15 protein-coding genes and 3 pseudogenes are annotated in these 18,672 nt (G+C 48.6%); 4 read left to right on the top strand and 14 right to left on the bottom strand.

From position 1 onward, the window contains the following. Nucleotides 1-49 precede the first annotated feature (49 nt). The 11 genes from HV318_RS15815 to HV318_RS15765 all read right to left on the bottom strand — a co-directional run bounded on the left by HV318_RS15815 (nt 50) and on the right by HV318_RS15765 (nt 11,744). A complete protein-coding gene (locus HV318_RS15815) occupies nt 50-1,558 on the bottom strand; it encodes a UvrD-helicase domain-containing protein (RefSeq protein ID WP_029591438.1) in 1,509 nt (502 codons plus the stop codon). A 310-nt stretch (nt 1,559-1,868) separates the two neighbouring features. Beyond that, nucleotides 1,869-3,725, bottom strand: a complete 1,857-nt coding sequence (locus tag HV318_RS15810) for a DUF2357 domain-containing protein (RefSeq protein WP_029591439.1) — start codon at nt 3,723-3,725, stop codon at nt 1,869-1,871. A gap of 11 nt (nt 3,726-3,736) precedes the next feature. Then, the gene (locus HV318_RS15805; RefSeq protein WP_016807927.1) at nt 3,737-6,295 is read right to left on the bottom strand and encodes a DUF8727 domain-containing protein; all 2,559 of its coding nucleotides are present in this window, start codon (nt 6,293-6,295) and stop codon (nt 3,737-3,739) included. Between the two features lie 338 nt (nt 6,296-6,633). After that, on the bottom strand, nt 6,634-7,566 hold the full coding sequence (locus tag HV318_RS15800; protein ID WP_016807928.1) for a DUF1281 domain-containing protein: 933 nt from the start codon (nt 7,564-7,566) through the stop codon (nt 6,634-6,636). A gap of 105 nt (nt 7,567-7,671) precedes the next feature. Then, nucleotides 7,672-8,658 (bottom strand): ArdC family protein, encoded by a 987-nt coding sequence (locus HV318_RS15795; RefSeq protein WP_016807929.1) that lies wholly within the window; start codon nt 8,656-8,658, stop codon nt 7,672-7,674. 81 nt (nt 8,659-8,739) lie between these two features. Continuing rightward, nucleotides 8,740-9,087, bottom strand: coding sequence for a hypothetical protein (locus HV318_RS15790; RefSeq protein ID WP_016807930.1), 348 nt, complete (start codon nt 9,085-9,087; stop codon nt 8,740-8,742). 67 nt (nt 9,088-9,154) lie between these two features. Next, a complete protein-coding gene (locus HV318_RS15785; RefSeq protein WP_016807931.1) occupies nt 9,155-9,757 on the bottom strand; it encodes a DUF3085 domain-containing protein in 603 nt (200 codons plus the stop codon). A 75-nt stretch (nt 9,758-9,832) separates the two neighbouring features. Then, on the bottom strand, nt 9,833-10,480 hold the full coding sequence (locus HV318_RS15780; protein ID WP_016807932.1) for a hypothetical protein: 648 nt from the start codon (nt 10,478-10,480) through the stop codon (nt 9,833-9,835). Between the two features lie 84 nt (nt 10,481-10,564). Then, nucleotides 10,565-10,930: a hypothetical protein gene (locus HV318_RS15775; protein ID WP_016807933.1), complete on the bottom strand. Its 366-nt coding sequence runs from the start codon at nt 10,928-10,930 to the stop codon at nt 10,565-10,567. Between the two features lie 78 nt (nt 10,931-11,008). Further along, nucleotides 11,009-11,383, bottom strand: coding sequence for a hypothetical protein (locus HV318_RS15770; protein ID WP_016807934.1), 375 nt, complete (start codon nt 11,381-11,383; stop codon nt 11,009-11,011). Next, the gene (locus HV318_RS15765; protein WP_045282254.1) at nt 11,376-11,744 is read right to left on the bottom strand and encodes a hypothetical protein; all 369 of its coding nucleotides are present in this window, start codon (nt 11,742-11,744) and stop codon (nt 11,376-11,378) included. Before HV318_RS15765 ends, HV318_RS15770 begins: the two co-directional genes overlap by 8 nt. A 403-nt stretch (nt 11,745-12,147) precedes the next feature. Between HV318_RS15765 and HV318_RS15760 the strand changes: the two genes are divergently transcribed. The 4 genes and pseudogenes from HV318_RS15760 to HV318_RS24335 all read left to right on the top strand — a co-directional run bounded on the left by HV318_RS15760 (nt 12,148) and on the right by HV318_RS24335 (nt 13,961). Continuing rightward, a complete protein-coding gene (locus tag HV318_RS15760; protein WP_016807936.1) occupies nt 12,148-12,450 on the top strand; it encodes a PIN domain-containing protein in 303 nt (100 codons plus the stop codon). Nucleotides 12,451-12,478: 28 nt separating this feature from the next. Then, nucleotides 12,479-13,187, top strand: a pseudogene (locus tag HV318_RS15755) (IS1 family transposase). Between the two features lie 78 nt (nt 13,188-13,265). Beyond that, a complete protein-coding gene (locus HV318_RS24340) occupies nt 13,266-13,541 on the top strand; it encodes an IS1-like element transposase (RefSeq protein WP_000179213.1) in 276 nt (91 codons plus the stop codon). Continuing rightward, nucleotides 13,460-13,961 (top strand): annotated as a pseudogene (locus HV318_RS24335) (IS1 family transposase). The gene HV318_RS24340 and the pseudogene HV318_RS24335 overlap by 82 nt, the downstream one beginning before the upstream one ends. A 14-nt stretch (nt 13,962-13,975) precedes the next feature. Here the strand turns inward: HV318_RS24335 and HV318_RS15745 are convergent. From HV318_RS15745 to lacZ, 3 genes and pseudogenes are all read right to left on the bottom strand, one after another. Continuing rightward, nucleotides 13,976-14,116: pseudogene (locus HV318_RS15745) on the bottom strand (maltose acetyltransferase domain-containing protein); the annotation flags it as partial. 83 nt (nt 14,117-14,199) lie between these two features. Continuing rightward, nucleotides 14,200-15,435 (bottom strand): lactose permease, encoded by a 1,236-nt coding sequence (gene lacY / locus HV318_RS15740; RefSeq protein WP_064146656.1) that lies wholly within the window; start codon nt 15,433-15,435, stop codon nt 14,200-14,202. A gap of 51 nt (nt 15,436-15,486) precedes the next feature. Then, nucleotides 15,487-18,561, bottom strand: coding sequence for a beta-galactosidase (gene lacZ / locus HV318_RS15735; RefSeq protein WP_181250253.1), 3,075 nt, complete (start codon nt 18,559-18,561; stop codon nt 15,487-15,489). Nucleotides 18,562-18,672 lie beyond the last annotated feature (111 nt).

Raw genomic sequence — 18,672 nt, 5'->3', positions numbered from 1 at the left:
GGGCTGCCCAGTGTTGTGACACTCCCCGCGCTTCACCATAAAAAACCAGTTACTCACTCTCAGAAGTTTTTCCCGTTTCTTCGTGCCTGTCGGCGCTCTCTCCATTTCCGGACGGTACGGTTTCGTGCGTCGTCTCGCGGTTTTTCCCGCCTTCATCACTCAGCCAGCGCATCAGTTCGTTAAGCACAAGCGTTCTTCTGGCCCGGGTGACAGCCACGTACAGCAGGTTAGTCTCATCCTGCCGCTCATCCTGCGAAAGAAGCGGGTCGGTAATGTCAGTAAAATCCTCACTCAGCATTACCACCGGCCATTCCAGCCCTTTGCTGCGGTGTGCGGTTGAAACCGTGACCTGAGCGTCTTTCTCATGGGTTACCACCTGACGGCGCATGATGGCCAGCTTTTGCGGTAGTGGGAAAAAGTCATCGAGAAGACGAATGGCCTGGTTCATCTCCACGTCCTGTGTGGCTTTTGCTATTGAGCAGTATTCATCAAAATCCCGGTAGTCCCGGCTGAGGCGCGGGGACTGCATCTTTTCAGGCATATCGGCGGAGAACCAGTACAGGTTTTCCAGCTCCTCTGTTTTGTAGCCTTCAATCCCCCCGACCCAGAAGACATTTTTCTCCATAAGGCTCGCCGTCAGGGCACTGCCGATCACGCCGGATACCGTCCGGCTCAGTACAGCAATATGCTCAGCCCCTGCCGGAAGGCTGCTGACGACAGCATCCTGCCCCCCGTTACCTGTCACGCGCTTTTCCTCTCCGGCACGTTCAAGCAGGATGTTGGCCATCCGCGCGACCTCAGGGCCAAACCGAAAACTCGCTGTCAGCCACAACCGGTCTGCCTGCACCAGCTGCGGGGCTCTCAGTGCATTATCTGCCCCCCGAAACCGGTATATCTGCTGGTAACGGTCGCCGACCAGAATGACCCGGCAGGGCTGATTCAGTACAAATGCACTGGTCACCGGATTGGCGTCCTGTGCCTCGTCGAAGAGGATGGTGTCCCAGCGTTTTGACAGGTCAGGATGAGAGAGCTGGAACAGTTTAAGGTAGGTGTCGTGCGTGACGGGAAAGACTGAATCAGTACGGCTCATTTCATACCAGAGGATTTGTATTGCCCCCAGAATTTTACCGGCATCGAGACCGTGGCGATCATCCTCAGACGGCAGATGTATCAGCCCCGGCTCGGGGTCAGCACTGCAGAGGAACATGTTCAGCCCGCTGAGCGCCAGCCGCGCCAGCGCCCAGTGGCGGGTATTGAGCTTTCTGGCCACATCCGTAATGCGCAGACTGGCTGTCAGCCGGTCACGGAAATGTTTGCCGAAACGGGCCCATGCAAGCTGATGCGACGTTTTACACTCTACGTTATAGGGGAATTTGCGTTCAGCCTCATCCCGCACAGCGCGATTATAGGCGAGGTAAAGCATTTTACTTTCCGGGTTGGCTTCAGCGTAACTCACTAAAGTGGAGGTTTTACCTGTACCGGCAAAGGCATTCACCACGAGATGATTGCCCTTCCACTCGATGATGGCGTTTTGTTCGGCTGTTGTTTTCCAGGTCACTGTGTTCTCCCGCAGCAGCAGATGTAAAAAAACAGCCTGACAGCGGGAAGCGTGCACTTCGAGAAAAAACCAGATCCCTTTTTTCAAAGATAAAAAACGCCCCCGAGCGGGAGCGTAAAAATGATGATCTTATTTTTTTATACTACGTATACATGACAAGTTAGCAACATCCACAAACTTGCGCTGACGTTAACAATAATCGCTATCAATTATCTTAATTGGTCTTTCATTCACTCTCTCCGCTATTCACGCACTATTTTTATCTATAGAATTCTTCAGGAGATATTTAATGTAAAACTTTACAATCCCCCTAAGCACTTAAAACGTTCATTAAGTAGCGACCTTGACCTTCTGTGTTAACACGTTGCTCCATAAGAGTTACCATCTTTAAAAGAGAATGTTGGAAACAATTATTACTTATATACTCTTCCCCAGGAGAAATGGTAGCGCATAATAAAAATGGCATAGCTGGCCTATCCGAATAAATATCAAATGATGAATTATGGAAATCTCTAATGAGTAGTTTCTCATCAGGATTTAAAATAATCAAACCAATGATGGAACTATTTGCATCTGAAATAGAATGAAGTCCATGAAGATATTTAAGCGTTAACTCAGGTAAATAATGTAAAAAGGCTTTATCAGTAGAAGTATACTTCGCATCAAGAATGAGATACTTGTCAATACCATTCCCATTGCTAATATGTATTACAAAGTCGGGAGATCGATTAGAAAATCTCCCTGAGGAAGAACGATGAGTCACCATACCATTGTAAGTTGTCCATCCTTCACTGTTAACCAAACCTCTTAGGTCTGCCATGGGATGGGTGGCCATCCAATATTTTGGCTCATATAGTAATTTTAGAGTAGCCCCTTTTCTAAGATTAAAAACAAATGATATTGATTCATTAACTGGTTCGGGCGCGGATTTAGAGCCTATATGCTGTCCTAATATCTCTCTTATATAGAAAAGAGAATAGTATTCAAACAATTTTGGAATGCTTTGTATGGATAATAACTCTTCTTGAACACTCCAATCAGGTTTCCCAAATCGGTACCAGTCAACGATCTTTTTGAAAACAGAAAGGTATAAAGGATCCTTTTTGGCTTTCATTGTAAACGTGGGCACTCCGATTATATGTTTTTTTGCAGGCATCACCTCTGCCATTATCCTTTTAAGAGAATGTAAATCTGATAATATTGATTTGCATTTTAAAATTTTTCGCCCATTAATACTCTTCTGAAATTTTTGTATTTGAGAGAAAAAACTAACATACCCTAAAGGGCTTCCATTTATTCTATTTGGATACTTATCAGGGTTTTTGAAGCCTGAAAGAAGAGAAGAAGTGGTTTGAATTAAAGTCATAACAAAACCATGCAAAACTTGATTTTCATAAACGTCAGAATCTTCTACTGCCTGGTGCTCAATAAGCTTTCTCGCCCCATAAAGCTCATCGTTAAACTCCAAAATTGCACTTTCATATGAATCTGTTTCAAATAGCTCATCAGTGTTGCTACATAGCCATGACAGCGTCAAATCATCAATATTTGTGTTGTCACTCGGATAAACATATTTCTCCCGACTTGTTAATTTAGAAATAGGTCTTTGTATTATTTTTCTTATCAGGGTTGTCGTTATTTCGACAATGCTTTCAATTTGTTCTAGTAAAATTTCAGCAGGAGTATCCCCATTTTTGAAACCTGCTTTCCGCCGAGTTACTCTGAAAAAAGCACAAAGAGCATTACTATCGATTTTTGCTATATAGTTCAGCATCTTATCAACTCGCTCTGCATTTAACTTTTTTGCCAGAACTTCTATCGATTGAAAACTAAAAAGTTCAGTCCTTTCACCGTATTGAGCTTCAAGTACTAATTCGGCTATTCCATAGTAATTATGGAAAAAACATTCATATGAAAAACGCCCTAGCCTTTTGGGAAGCCATCTGTAAGTCCAAAGCTCGCCTACACGTTCGATTAAAGTAGGTTCCACTTCATTTTCGTATAATAACAAAGAAATCTTTTCGTAATAGTTTTCACTCGTAAAGGCTATTTCTATAGCTTCATCTTCAAGAATGAATAATGATGAGTTGATTTTTTCATCGATTAACTTCAGTTCAAAAGCATCTCCCTGACGCTTCCCCCCTAAAATTGAAACCTTAATTTTCATAATCAACAATCCTAAAAATAAGAGTAAGATTCGCTATAAATATCACCATTATTTATTATATTTCTAAGTGTTGCTTTAGAAATATGAAGATCAAACTCCACAAGCTTTTGCTCAAGATTGTGCAATCTTTCTTTGAAACCTGCACCGTACCCCTCAATCAATGGCAAAACGTGCTGATTTATTGCAAAATCTAGAGGCTGAACTTGTAACCCTTCGATTTCATTAGCAATATAGCAATACCTCTTCATTGCATTATATTTTCTTTGACTGACTCTAACAGAAGTAGTTCTGGTAAGAGGAGCTTTTAATATTTCTATTATTTCATCAAGTAAGTTCTCCTCTTCCGTCGTAAAAGAAGACTCATATAAGCTCACATCAAAACAACTTTCCAACCATTCGTTTTTCACAGCGCCTTCAAATGCTAAAGATCTTATAACGTTCGATTTAAATTCTGCGTTGTGATTTAAACCTATTACGGGTACCCGGTCGATTAACCTTGGCGATAAACGTTCAGTTGACGCATCATTGTTAATAGTTGCTATAAAACGCACACCATCAGCCACGGTAATATATCTTTCGTCTTCAGATGGAATGCCAGAATCAATTTTTCTATTTCTTCCTTCGGGATCACACATACCTAGAAAGTCTGACCAATAGTGTTCGACGCTAGACAGGTTGGCCTCATCAAGTAGAATTATTTTCAAATAATCTGGATTATGATCACTCTTCAAAAACTCATAAAGACCTGTACGGGCTGGCTGGTAAACGTCTTTTAAGGAATTATAAAATCCTAAGATGTCTCGGCTTGATACCCAAGCTCTTCCGACTGGAATATTAATAAAGTTACTAGTATTGTATGTATTCTCACCATTAGTCAAGCCCATATTTTGAGCTAATCTAATAGCCGTGGAGGTTTTTCCTGTTCCCGGAGGGCCTGATAAAATTGTCATGAATGATTGATTCAAGCATATAATTAAATTCGCCATTTCATCAAATGAAAAATTCCTTCCATTATCGTTGCTAAATGAATCAACTAAGTAATTAATGTATTCTTTTCTGTTTTCTTTATTCAGTTCGATAGTTGATGGATTTATCTTTGTTTTATATATTTTCGGCGTGCTTTCTCTTGCCCTGCCACCATTCAAGAGAGTTTTGAGGTTTTGTATTGTTTGTATCTCTACAGTTTTTTCCAGAAGCTGTGGAGAGTTCAAAGTTGCTTTTTTAAGTTTAAGTGCTTTCTCAGCTGATTCTTTGTCTTTTTCAATATCCTCTTTAAGCCTTTTCAGATAATTTATTTCTTCATTCAGAGAATTATAATCATTTACCCTAGACTCCATTGAGTAGAATTGTTCAAGCTTAATGCTTGCATTTTTAATGTTTTCTTCTAACTCAGCATTTTTTTCCGTCAAAGCCTGCTGTTTTTGAAGGAGAAGGTCATGAGCATCTTCAGCAGACTGTTTTTTTATTCTCTCAAGTTCTTCTCTAGCCCTGACCTTTTCATATTCAACATTTTTTAATTCAGAATCTAATTCTGCTTTTTTATTTGTTATTAGCCTTTCTAAATCACTTATCTCTTTATTTAATTTACTCTTCTGTACTCGAGTAACTTCCTCTAGTTCTTTAGACTTTTGCTTAACCAGCAGGTCTTTATTTTTGCTGAAATAATCATCTAAATAAAGCCTGCCATCCCTACTTTCTGCTAAAAACTCTTGAACAATCTCTTGGCCGAATGGACTTGAATCTAAAAATTCTCCAAGTAGCTCCTTAAGTCTTTTAAGACGCTCGCTATTCTCTAATACTTTATTCTTCTTAACATACTCATCAATCCCTTGCGACAACTTTTGCGCTTCACTTTTTCCTAAAGGAGATTTATTTTTCGAAAATCCATTTCCAAATCCATTTTTGGTGAAGTAAGAAACAAGCCTTGTATCTGAAATGTAATCTTTTTGCTCAAACAATAAACTGGAGAGGTCTTTCAAATTTTTAATATATTTTCTAACTTCACCTTTAATAATTAACTCATAAGAAAAATCATTAGCTATAATTTCCTTTAAATCAAACCTTGCTATATGGTCTTGTTTAAGCTGTAAGGGTGACGGTGTAGATAAAGGAGATAATTGCCAATTGTTATCTTGTTTGGAGGCTTTAAACGGTCCATATACATAGCCCTCATTCTCAATAAAGAATTGAGCGCTAGGGGCGTCAATATCATGACCAAGGAAACCTGTTTTTATATCGGGGAGAGCAGATTTTATAATTGGAATAAAGTAGCTTTTATCGAGCCTTTCTACTTTACTTCCAAGTCCAAAATGCTTTTGATGTCTTGTATTAATTTTCCAGTCATCATCATTGCTTTCGTAATATTCATTAAGAATAAATAATTCATCATATCCAAACTGCTGGCTTATATTCAAAAATCCTTTGGAAATAAATATTCCTCCATTAGGAAAATCGCTAGGATCAATTTTTTCATAATTTCCATTTTCATCAAGATAAGCAACAGGAATCACAAGCCCCATATCAGGGTTAACTGTATGATTTTCTTCCTTTATAACCAATAACCTGTTCATAGAACCTCATTCGAAACCATAAGAAACGTTAATATTAATATGCTACTATTAACATGTTGAAATCATTATTAAGAATTAGCTTAATTATGAGCATTCCTTATAGAACGACTTGAAACATTTAGCAATGGATGGTAGTTGAAAACTTCTTGTTTTTGGTAAGTGGCAGGTATTGATTTGAACTCCTTAGCTCGCCAAAAAGAATTATCATTAAATTCAAATGGTTAATTATTCCGTTTGAAGCCACAATAAAAAGGAATACATATCCTGGTCAACTGGCCGTCGGCTGAGAAAAAAATGCCACGGCAGAGCCGTGGCTGAGTCAACGGAGGAACAGGCTTTTACCCCCGGACCTCACGATATGATGCAGGTTCCTGAGCCGGTGAAGCGGGCTCATCGCTGACGAGATAAAGCACCTGTCCGGGTTGAGGCGCGCCGGACGCGCCTTTGTGTCCGTCAACATGCTCACCGCCGTCATAGCAGTCGTAACCGCTGAGCCCGCTCACGGGCTCGCTGTAGCTGTGACGCACCTCGCAGTCAAACACCGCTGAGATTTCCCCGACAACCTCACCTGACGGCGGGAGCCAGGGCATATCCATCTGCAGCGTAAGACTGTTAGGCGTATGGCGCTGCCAGTTGACGTTGTGCCCGGCCGGCCACTCCATGCCGTACTGCCGGCAGTAGAGGCTGGTTGTGGTCGACACACCGGACATCAGCCCCCCGGAGCCGTTCAGCTCTGCTGCCAGCCGCGTAGGTATGACGGCCAGCATATCGCAGGGCTGGGAGCGTTCAGGATACTGGCTGAGCCGCTCCCAGGCAGTTGCAGCATGAGACTCATCGCCGGCGCTGACCAGACCAAACCAGTCGGTATACTGTCTGGCAATCAGCTCCGCCATAACCTCACGTGCCGGGTCGGGAATATTCTCCCATTTCAGCGCGCCCAGACCTGACTGGTGATAAAGCCGGTCCACGGCTCTGATGGTTTCCGCATCGAGGATGGCATCCTTCAGCAGGAGCGCCAGCCAGCTTTCAAACGCCTGATTGGCCGCAGTGGAAAGCCCGGTGCCTGCACGGACCAGCCCCTGACAGGGCGGATACGACGTGGTCCGCACCGGCTTGAGTATCCCCGCCGCGCCAGCCAGAAACAGCTGTATGCTCTGCTGCACTGCGTGGCGGTGACGCGGTACGTCAGTGCCGTTTATCCACTGCAGCATGACATCGATGCAGACTGATTTACCGGTGATTTCCAGGCGGTTATGACACCATTCGGACATAGTGAATACTCCTCTTTCATAAAAAAAAGAGGACACAGCCCCGTGAGGAGCGGTGTCCTCACGGGACGGCGACAGTTACGGAATAACCGTCACCGGATAAGTTAATTACGCCGCCACAGCCTGACTTTCAGGCAGTGCCAGCAGATATTCCGACGCTTCCCGGGCATGCCGGCAGGCGCGGAACAGGGCCTTTTTGTCAGATTTCAGCACCTTCAGCCAGTGGTCCACATAGCTGTCGTGCTGAACCTCACCGAACACGCCGAGCTGAGCACACAAAAACGCGCTGCCCATTTCGGCGATGAGCTCCTCAAAGGCATACACCGGGTCCCCGAACTGCCGGGATGAGGAGGTTATCCCCTCCCGGTTAAGTCGCTTCGCATGACCGGTACTGTGTACAAGCTCATGCAACAGCGTGGACCAGCAGTCCGCTTCCGTAAAAAACTGCTCAGCCATCGGCATCACAATTTCATCCGTCAGCGGGCGGTAATATGCCCGGTTCTGAGGCAGCATCCGGTTTTTAACCCCAGTGGCGTTAAACATCCGGATCACCCTGTTCATCACGTCCGGACAGAGTATGCCGTCCTCATCCACCGTCGGTGGTTGCTCAGGTGAAGCCGCAACCTCTGCCGGCAACCCCTCACACTGCTCAGCGTTGAACAGCTGCAGGGGTTTGAGCATCGGCACGGTTTCCATCAGCGGTTTACCGTCACTGTCATAAAGGCGGTTGCCTTCGCGATCCTCTGCCTGCTTCGTCCAGTCCTTATAAACCACCGCCAGGGTGGCTTTCTCACCCTTACGCACCTGCCCGCCAGCCTGCTGCGCCTGCCGGTAAGTCATCCAGCGGTTATTGCGAAAACCCTGCTCTTCCGCTGACATCCAGAGAAGCAGGACATTCACGCCGCTGTAGTGACGTCCGGTTGTGGCATTCAGGGGCAGACCGGCCAGACCGCTGCCGGCAGCCGCGCGCCACGGCTTACGCCAGGGCGCTACGCCGTTTTCCAGCGCGACAACAATGCGGTCGGTGATCTGGCGATAAAGGTCAGTCGGTTTTGCCGGACGGCGAGCCGCCTTGCGTGAAGTCGTTTTTTTCATGAGATATACCTTTAATCAGAGGCATACCCCTGCGCCGGCGAGCGCAGAGATACGCCCGTCGACGGGAAATTCAGAGGTCAGTTACCATGCGGCATAAAACCACAGGTATTCATGTTCAAAGTCAAAATCACTGAGCAGGCTTTCCAGCCTGTCACGCAGGGTGAAAACGTACTGCAGCCGGCGCTGAAGAAGCGGATTATCCTCATTCCCCTCTGTAAATGTCGCAATCGCACAGTCCAGCCTCTCTTTCAGTTGCTGAATATGCTCGCGTGACAGTTCCAGACAGGTCGCGTTTTCCACCTCACCGACGTGCTTATCCAGCCAGGTAATCAGTGAAAAATCGCGGCTCAGTTCACACACCGGATGATACGGTGCCGGTACTGCGACGATCTGCCGGTGCTGGCTGTAGAGAAAAATATCCAGTCCCATACGGGCCTCCTTCGGTTCAGAAAGAGGCAGGAATCTTTCCGGCAGGAAAAGTCCCTGCCGGGGTGAATTAACGTCCGGTTATTCGCAGCGCCCCCTGCGGGGTCACCTGCGATAACCTGGCCTGCAGCCTGCCACAGGCGTTCAGAAAAGTTTGATGATCTTCAGGCTTCGCCCGCTTACAGCTGATGAAGGCCGCCTGCGTCAGCAGACGCACGGCGTTTTCACGCCAGCGGCAGAGTTCATCAGGCCCGACACAGGCACTGAAGTGACAGACTGCACTCGCCAAAAGCTGATCGGCCTTCTGGCGATACTGCGCCACTTTCACCCGGTCAGTCGCAGCGGTGAGCACCTGTATCTGTGTGTCGGTAATCAGGAGCCTCAGGTCCGTCCTGCCGGACAGTACAGAGGTGGCTACCGCGTCGCTTATCGACAGTGATTCAATGAAATCATCGCCGCCGGCAAGCAGGCGTGCCGTGTCGTACCAGTCCTCATTTTTCTGAGGGTGACACCCTGCGGCATACGCAATACGCGGCACCGGATCGTTGCCCTGCCAGGCACCGGTGGCCGGCATAAGATAAACACCCTCATCCTTTGCCAGGTGAAGCTGGCCTCCCTGCATACGGGCGGTTAGCAGGACGTTAGTCAGGTCTTTATTGTCGAAAAAAAGCATGGGGCTCTCCTGTAAAAACGGGAGAGCCGCTCCGTCCGGAGTCATCTCTCCCGACGGGGTTAAAGTCAGTACTGTTTAAAACGAGTCAGATTTTTCCGCGACCCGCTTCAGTTCGTACAGATGGAATTCCGCCAGCACGAAGGCATTCCAGTCCTCATTGCTCAGCACCCGCTCACCACCGGAGAGCAGCTGCAGCAGCAGGGAATCAAACGCGCCCTCGCCTACCGGTGTTTTCAGTACCGACTGAGGCGCGGTCAGCGTCGGCTGCTCAGGCAGACCGAGATGTTGTTCAATCCAGCGTAACGGTAACGCCCAGCTGCGACCCTCGTCTGAAGAATGTATCCGGAAGCTGTCCGGACACAGGTTATGCAGCAGGACCATCACAATACGTGCAAAGAAATCGCAGGGCTGATGCTGAAAATCCAGCTCCTGGATACTCAGCGTATTGCGGTTGCGCTCCCGCTCTATAGTCATGTTGACCGGCCAGACACTGCCGCCTGTGTCGCCACGAAACGCCATGACATCAGCAACCGGAAACAGGTCAGCCGCGCGATTAAGCGACGGCAGATACGTATTCCCCGGACGCAGACGCACCGGCAGTTGCCAGAAAGTTTCTGTGACGGCCAGAACGAAAGCATGCCAGTGTCGCAACGGAACCGTGCTGACATGCTCGATGGTGTAGACAACCGACATGGAAGCCGGCGAAGAAAACTGGTTTTTCATCGATAAATCCTCCGCGAATAAAAAAGGGGGGATTTATCCCCCGGACGGGAGTAAATCCCCGTCAGGGTGTGTTCTGTCTGCTGATTACATCCGTTCGAGAGCCGCTATAGCCCGATCACACCGGGCATCCTGGATACCTTCATCCACGGCCTTCTCCCAGAAGGGCCGGTTAATTTCTTTTCCCAGCTCGTCCAGCGTGAAGAGCAGATTTTTAGACGTATCAGGCAAAGGCGGAATATCGCCTTCCCCGAGTAAAAAGACAAACCAGCCATAAGCTGTGCCGGTCCCAATGATGGAATCTTCCAGAAACGTCAGTTCATTCGTTTCATCCCGGTCCGTATGAAGATCGAGACGCTGAAATGCCCTGATGCTCAGGAGTTCACTCTCAAGCAGGCAAAGCCAGCTGAGCGTGTCCAGTGGAGTTTTAAGCGTATAAACGTCTGTGTGCATGGGTATATCCTCAGGTAAATAACGGGATATCCCCGTCAGGGTCCACAACATTTCACGGTCACGGCCTTCATCAGCCGATCAGTGCAGTGCATATGAATCAGATTGCTCCTGATACACATATTCAGGATTAAAGCGGAGGCGTTGCAGCACAGCTAACGACAGTGGATCAGCGAAATTTATGCCAGAAACGGCCACACCATCCAGTATGTCGCCGGCCTTAACCCGGGAAGAATATCCGTAATACTGACACCAGACGCAAAGTTCGGGGTCAGCCGGATCACAATCACCGAGCGGTGCGACAAAAACCTGTTCGCCACAGGAGACGTTATCTCTGAGGATTTCGCCCCTGATGAAAACGCCACTTACGGGGCCATACTGAGCGGGACATACATCCCGTCGCGTCTCAGACATCGACAGAATACGAAAAGTGACGTCGTGCAGTGCTTCAGTCATGAGAATGCCCTCCGGAAAGAAAACGGTAGCGCAGGTGTGCCAGATGCTGTGCCTGGCGGCAGGCATGGCGGTATGCGTTTCGACGACCTGTTATTCCCTCAGGAAAGGAAACCGGCAGGCGGTGAAAAACATACTCGGCGCGGTGGCAGCCTGTACGAACGGTAAGAAAGACGTTAACGCCCTGGTCTTTGACAGAAGAGATATGAGCACGGACGGCATAATTGCCCGAGCCGTTGACATACCAGTTGCTGTTGCGATGCAGATAAATGAAAGATTTCAATTTCCGGACAGCTGCGTCAGCAGACTGCTGAAGCTGAGTAAGGATATGTTCAGGGAAAATCGCAGAAGAGATGACAGACATTGTGTTTCTCCATAAAAAAAGGAAACACCTGCCCGAGCGGGAAGTGTTTCCCGTCGGGGAGTCAGAAAAAACAACATTCTGACTGTCTGGTTAGTACAGAAGGAACCTTTATCGTCGCGTCATAGTGCGCTTAAATTGACGATATCTGCTCTCAAAGGTGTGCAGATTTACCAATTTTTTGCCCCTTTTCAGGTTACAGGAGCTTTTGTTGTAGCCACCCGAAGGCGATTCTCACAGGCTACTGAATCATTGGTGGTTGCAAAAGCAACGTATAAGCCTGTTCATTTTCAAAACAAAACGCAGATCTGTCAAGCCGCAGATAACCTTGTGTACTGAATCATACAACAAGTATTGGATGAGACTTATACTGAACCATCCCCCCAACCATCTCAGGAAGATGATCATGGAACTCATTACCCGCCTTGTTTATATCGATACATCTGCCTATGAACGAAAGCATTTTCAGTTTGGCTTATACATTCTTGAAAAACTGGAGAATTTTGCATCACATGATAAAGTGCGTATCCTTGTTACTGACATCACACGCAGAGAAATTGAATTACATATTCGTAAAAACGCTGAGGAAGCCTTAAAAGAACTTAATAAATTTCAGAAAACGTATGCCCCGATACTGAGAACTACTCCGGCGCATGTACCAACAGAGATATTCGTAAAACCAGGTAATGCTGCCAACTTACTGATTTAGTGTATGATGGTGATTTTAAGGTGCTTGCGTGGCTTCCATTTCCATCAGATGTCCTTCCTGCTCCGTTACTGAAGGCGTGGTGCGTAACGGCAAAAGCACTGCCGGACATCAGCGCTATCTCTGCTCTCATTGCCGTAAAACATGGCAACTACAGTTCACTTACACCGCCTCTCAGCCCGGTACGCACCAGAAAATCATTGATATGGCCATGAATGGCGTCGGATGTCGCGCCAGTGCACGCATTATGGGCGTTGGCCTCAACACGGTTTTACGTCACTTAAAAAACTCAGGCCGCAGTCGGTAACCTCGCGCATACAACCGGGCAGTGATGTGATTGTCTGCGCTGAAATGGACGAACAGTGGGGCTACGTCGGTGCTAAATCACGTCAGCGCTGGCTGTTTTACGCGTATGACAGGATACGGAGGACGGTTGTGGCGCACGTCTTCGGTGAACGCACTCTGGCCACACTGGAGCGTCTTCTGAGCCTGCTGTCGGCCTTTGAGGTCGTGGTATGGATGACGGATGGCTGACGGATGGCTGGCCGCTGTATGAATCCCGCCTGAAGGGAAAGCTGCACGTTATCAGCAAGCGTTACACTCAGCGCATTGAGCGACATAACCTGAATCTGAGACAACATCTGGCAAGGCTGGGACGGAAGTCACTGTCGTTCTCAAAATCGGTGGAGCTGCATGACAAGGTCATCGGGCATTATCTGAACATAAAACACTATCAGTAAGTTGGAGTCATTACCCGATGCACGGTGATGCTGCCAACTTACTGATTTAGTGTATGATGGTGTTTTTGAGGTGCTCCAGTGGCTTCTGTTTCTATCAGCTGTCCCTCCTGTTCAGCTACTGACGGGGTGGTGCGTAACGGCAAAAGCACTGCCGGACATCAGCGCTATCTCTGCTCTCACTGCCGTAAAACATGGCAACTGCAGTTCACTTACACCGCTTCTCAACCCGGTACGCACCAGAAAATCATTGATATGGCCATGAATGGTGTTGGATGCCGGGCAACCGCCCGCATTATGGGCGTTGGCCTCAACACGATTTTACGTCACTTAAAAAACTCAGGCCGCAGTCGGTAACCTCGCGCATACAGCCGGGCAGTGACGTCATCGTCTGCGCGGAAATGGACGAACAGTGGGGCTATGTCGGGGCTAAATCGCGCCAGCGCTGGCTGTTTTACGCGTATGACAGGCTCCGGAAGACGGTTTGCGCACGTATTCGGTGAACGCACTATGGCGACGCTGGGGCGTCTTATGAGCCTGCTGTCACCCTTTGACGTGGTGATATGGATGACGGATGGCTGGCCGCTGTATGAATCCCGCCTGAAGGGAAAGCTGCACGTAATCAGCAAGCGATATACGCAGCGAATTGAGCGGCATAACCTGAATCTGAGGCAGCACCTGGCACGGCTGGGACGGAAGTCGCTGTCGCTCTCAAAATCGGTGGAGCTGCATGACAAAGTCATCGGGCATTATCTGAACATAAAACACTATCAATAAGTTGGAGTCATTACCCTTTTTTCAACTTCTGATGGATGCGAGTGATTGAACTCATACATTAATGTTTTCCCACGAAGTCTTTTTTCAGGTAAGCCTTCGCACATATCGGTAAATAGCTTGCCTGCTTTTATTTTTTCTGTCATCGACATGTTCATTTTTAACATTCCGTCCTGATAAGTTGGTCGGATAAGGCGCTCGCGCCGTATCCGACATTAATTTCTTAAGCGACTTCATTCACCTAGCGACGCAGCAGGGAAAGTGGGCCGGGGCCGCTAAGCGTGAACACGGAAATTAAGGTGAAGCCCAGCGCCACCAGACCCAGCACCAGGTAAGCGCCCTGGAAACCGATGCTTTCATACATATTGCCCGCCAGAATAGACATAAAAATCATCGCCAGTTGCTTAAAGAAGCAGAAACAGACCAGATAAATCGTCGCTGAAAAACGCACTTCAAACTGGCTGGTAATATATTTAAAGCTGCCCACCAGCAGGAACGGTACTTCAAACATATGCAGCGTTTTCAGAATAACCACTTCCAGTGCTGAGGTAGCGAACGATGAGCCAATAATACGTACTGACATAATAGTGCCAGCCAGCAGCAGGGCGTTTTTCCCACCGATGCGATTAATGATCAGTGGCGCAAAAAACATAATCGAGGCGTTAAGTAATTCGCCCATTGTCGTTACGTAGCCAAATACCCGCGTACCCTGTTCACCGGTAGCAAAGAACGAAGTAAAGAAATTAGCAAACTGTTGGTCAAAAACATCGTAGGTGCAGGAAACGCCAATAACATACAGTGACAAAAACCACAGTTTTGGCTGTCTGAACAGTTCCAGCGCCAGCTTAAGGCTAAATGCCGAATGGTTGGCACCTACCGCATTGGCAACCGTGGCAGAAGAGGGCGCATCTGTTTTGGCGAAAAAGAGCAAAACGGCGAGGATGAATGCACAGCCAGAACCCAGCCAGAAAACAAACTGATTATTGATGGTGAACATGATGCCGACAATCGAGGCACACAGCGCCCAGCCAACACAGCCAAACATCCGCGCGCGACCAAATTCGAAATTACTGCGACGGCTGACTTTCTCGATAAATGCCTCTACTGCTGGCGCACCGGCGTTAAAACAAAAGCCTAGATAAATACCACCAACAATCGATCCTACTAAAATGTTGTATTGTAACAGTGGCCCGAAGATAAAAATAAAGAACGGCGCAAACATCACTAACATACCGGTAATAATCCACAGCAGGTATTTGCGCAGCCCGAGTTTGTCAGAAAGCAGACCAAACAGCGGTTGGAATAATAGCGAGAACAGAGAAATAGCGGCAAAAATAATACCCGTATCACTTTTGCTGATATGGTTGATGTCATGTAGCCAAATCGGGAAAAACGGGAAGTAGGCTCCCATGATAAAAAAGTAAAAGAAAAAGAATAAACCGAACATCCAAAAGTTTGTGTTTTTTAAATAGTACATAATGGATTTCCTTACGCGAAATACGGGCAGACATGGCCTGCCCGGTTATTATTATTTTTGACACCAGAGCAACTGGTAATGGTAGCTACCGGCGCTAAGCTGGAATTCCGCCGACACTGACGGGCTCCAGGAGTCGTCGCCACCAATCCCCATATGGAAACCGTCGATATTCAGCCATGTGCCTTCTTCCGCGTGCAGCAGATGGCGATGGCTGGTTTCCATCAGTTGCTGTTGACTGTAGCGGCTGATGTTGAACTGGAAGTCGCCGCGCCACTGGTGTGGGCCATAACTCAATTCGCGCGTCCCGCAGCGCAGACCGTTTTCGCTCGGGAAGACGTACGGGGTATACATGTCTGACAATGGCAGATCCCAGCGGTCAAAACAGGCCGCAGTAAGGCGGTCGGGATAGTTTTCTTGCGGCCCTAATCCGAGCCAGTTTACCCGCTCTGCTACCTGCGCCAGCTGGCAGGTCAGGCCAATCCGCGCCGGATGTGGCGTATTGCTCGCCACTTCAACATCAACGGTAATCACCATTTGACCACTTCCATCAATCCGGTAGGTTTTCCGGCTGATAAATAAGGTTTTCCCCTGATGCTGCCACGCGTGGACCGTGGTAATCAGCACCGCGTCGGCAAGCGTATCTGCCGTGCACTGCAACAACGCTGCTTCGGCCTGGTAATGGCCCGCCGCCTTCCAGCGTTCGACCCAGGCGTTAGGGTCAATGCGGGTCGCTTCACTTACGCCAATGTCGTTATCCAGCGGTGCGCGGGTGAACTGATCGCGCAGCGGCGTCAGCAGTTGTTTTTTATCGCCAATCCACATCTGTGAAAGAAAGCCTGACTGGCGGTTAAATTGCCAACGCTTATTATCCAGCTCGATGCAAAAATCCGTTTCGCTGGTGGTCAGTTGCGGGATGGCGTGGGGCGCGGAGGGGAGTGTCACGCTGAGGTTTTCCGCCAGACGCCACTGCTGCCAGGCGCTGATGTGTCCGGCTGCTGACCATGTGGTCGCGTTCGGTTGCACTACGTGAACCGTTAGCCAGAGTTGTCCGGCGCTCTTCGGCTGCGGTAGTCCAGGCAGTTCAATCAACTGTTTACCTTGTGGAGCGACATCCAGAGGCACTTCACCGCTTGCCAGCGGCTTGCCATCCAGCGCTACCATCCAGTGCAGGAGCTCGTTATCGCTATGACGGAACAGGTATTCGCTGGTCACTTCGATGGTTCGCCCGGATAAACTGAACTGGAAAAACTGCTGCTGGTGTTTTGCTTCCGTCAGCGCCGGATGCGGCGTGCGGTCGGCAAAGACCAGACCGTTCATGCAGAACTGGCGATCATTCGGCGTATCGCCAAAATCACCGCCGTAAGCCGACCACGGATTGCCATTTTCATCATATTTAATCAGCGACTGATCCACCCAGTCCCAGACGAAGCCGCCCTGTAAACGGGGGTACTGACGAAACGCCTGCCAGTATTTAGCGAAGCCGCCAAGACTGTTACCCATCGCGTGGGCGTATTCGCAAAGGATCAGCGGGCGCGTCTCTCCAGGCAACGAAAGCCATTTTTTGATGGACCATTTCGGCACAGCCGGGAAGGGCTGGTCTTCATCCACGCGCGCGTACATCGGGCAAATAATATCGGTTGCGAAGGTGTCGGCTCCGCCGCCTTCATACTGTACCGGGCGGGAAGGATCGACAGATTTGATCCAGCGATAGAGTGCGTCGTGATTAGCGCCGTGGCCTGATTCATTCCCCAGCGACCAGATGATCACACTCGGGTGATTACGATCGCGCTGCACCATTCGCGTTACGCGTTCGCTCATCGCGGGTAGCCAGCGCGGATCATCGGTCAGACGATTCATTGGCACCATGCCGTGGGTTTCAATGTTGGCTTCATCCACCACATACAGGCCGTAGTGGTCGCACAGCGTGTACCACAGCGGATGGTTCGGATAATGCGAACAGCGCACGGCGTTAAAGTTGTTCTGCTTCATCAGCAGGATATCCTGCACCATCGTCTGCTCATCCATGACCTGACCATGCAGAGGATGATGCTCGTGACGGTTAACGCCGCGAATCAGCAACGGCTTGCCGTTCAGCAGCAGCAGACCATTTTCAATCCGCACCTCGCGGAAACCGACATCGCAGGCTTCTGCTTCAATCAGCGTGCCGTCGGCGGTGTGCAGTTCAACCACCGCACGATAGAGATTCGGGATTTCGGCGCTCCACAGTTTCGGGTTTTCGACGTTCAGACGTAGGGTGACGTGATCGGCATAACCACCACGCTCATCGATAATTTCACCGCCGAAAGGCGCGGTGCCGCTGGCGACCTGCGTTTCACCCTGCCACAAAGAAACCGTCACCCGCAGCTCATCGCGCAGCTCGCCGTACATCTGAACGTCTGCCTCCAGTACAGCGCGGCTGAAATCATCATTAAAGTGAGTGGCTACATGGAAATCGCTGATTTGCGTGCTCGGTTTATGCAGCAACGAGACGTCACGGAAAATGCCGCTCATCCGCCACATATCCTGATCTTCCAGATAACTGCCGTCACTCCAGCGCAGCACCATCACCGCGAGGCGGTTTTCTCCGGCGCGTAAAAATGTGCTCAGGTCAAATTCAGACGGCAAACGGCTGTCCTGGCCGTAACCGACCCAGCGCCCGTTGCACCACAGATGAAACGCCGAGTTAACGCCATCAAAAATAATTCGCGTCTGGCCTTCCTGTAGCCAGCTTTCATCAACATTAAATGTGAGCGAGTAACAACCAGTCGGATTCTCCGTGGGAACAAATGGCGGATTGACCGTAATGGGATAGGTCACGTTGGTGTAGATGGGCGCGTCGTAACCGTGCATCTGCCAGTTTGAGGGGACGACGACAGTATCGGCGACAGGAAGATCGCACTCCAGCCAGCTTTCCGGAACCGCTTCTGGTGCCGGAAACCAGACAAATTGCCACTCACCATTCAGGCTGCGCAACTGTTGGGAAGGGAGATTGGTGCGGGCCTCTTCGCTATTACGCCAGCTGGCGAAAGGGGGATGTGCTGCAAGGCGATTAAGTTGGGTAACGCCAGGGTTTTCCCAGTCACGACGTTGTAATACGACGGCCAGTGAATCCGTAATCATAGTCATAGCTGTATCCTGTGTGAAATTGTTATCCGCTAACAATTTCACACAACATACGAGTCGGACGCATAAAGTGTAAAGCCTGGGGTGCCTAATGAGTGAGCTGACTCACATTAA

The organism is Enterobacter sp. RHBSTW-00901 (assembly GCF_014103115.1).
GTDB lineage: Bacteria > Pseudomonadota > Gammaproteobacteria > Enterobacterales > Enterobacteriaceae > Enterobacter > Enterobacter cloacae_P.
The sequence above is the reverse complement of the archived record's forward strand: the minus strand, read 5'-3'. Positions and strand labels throughout refer to the sequence as shown.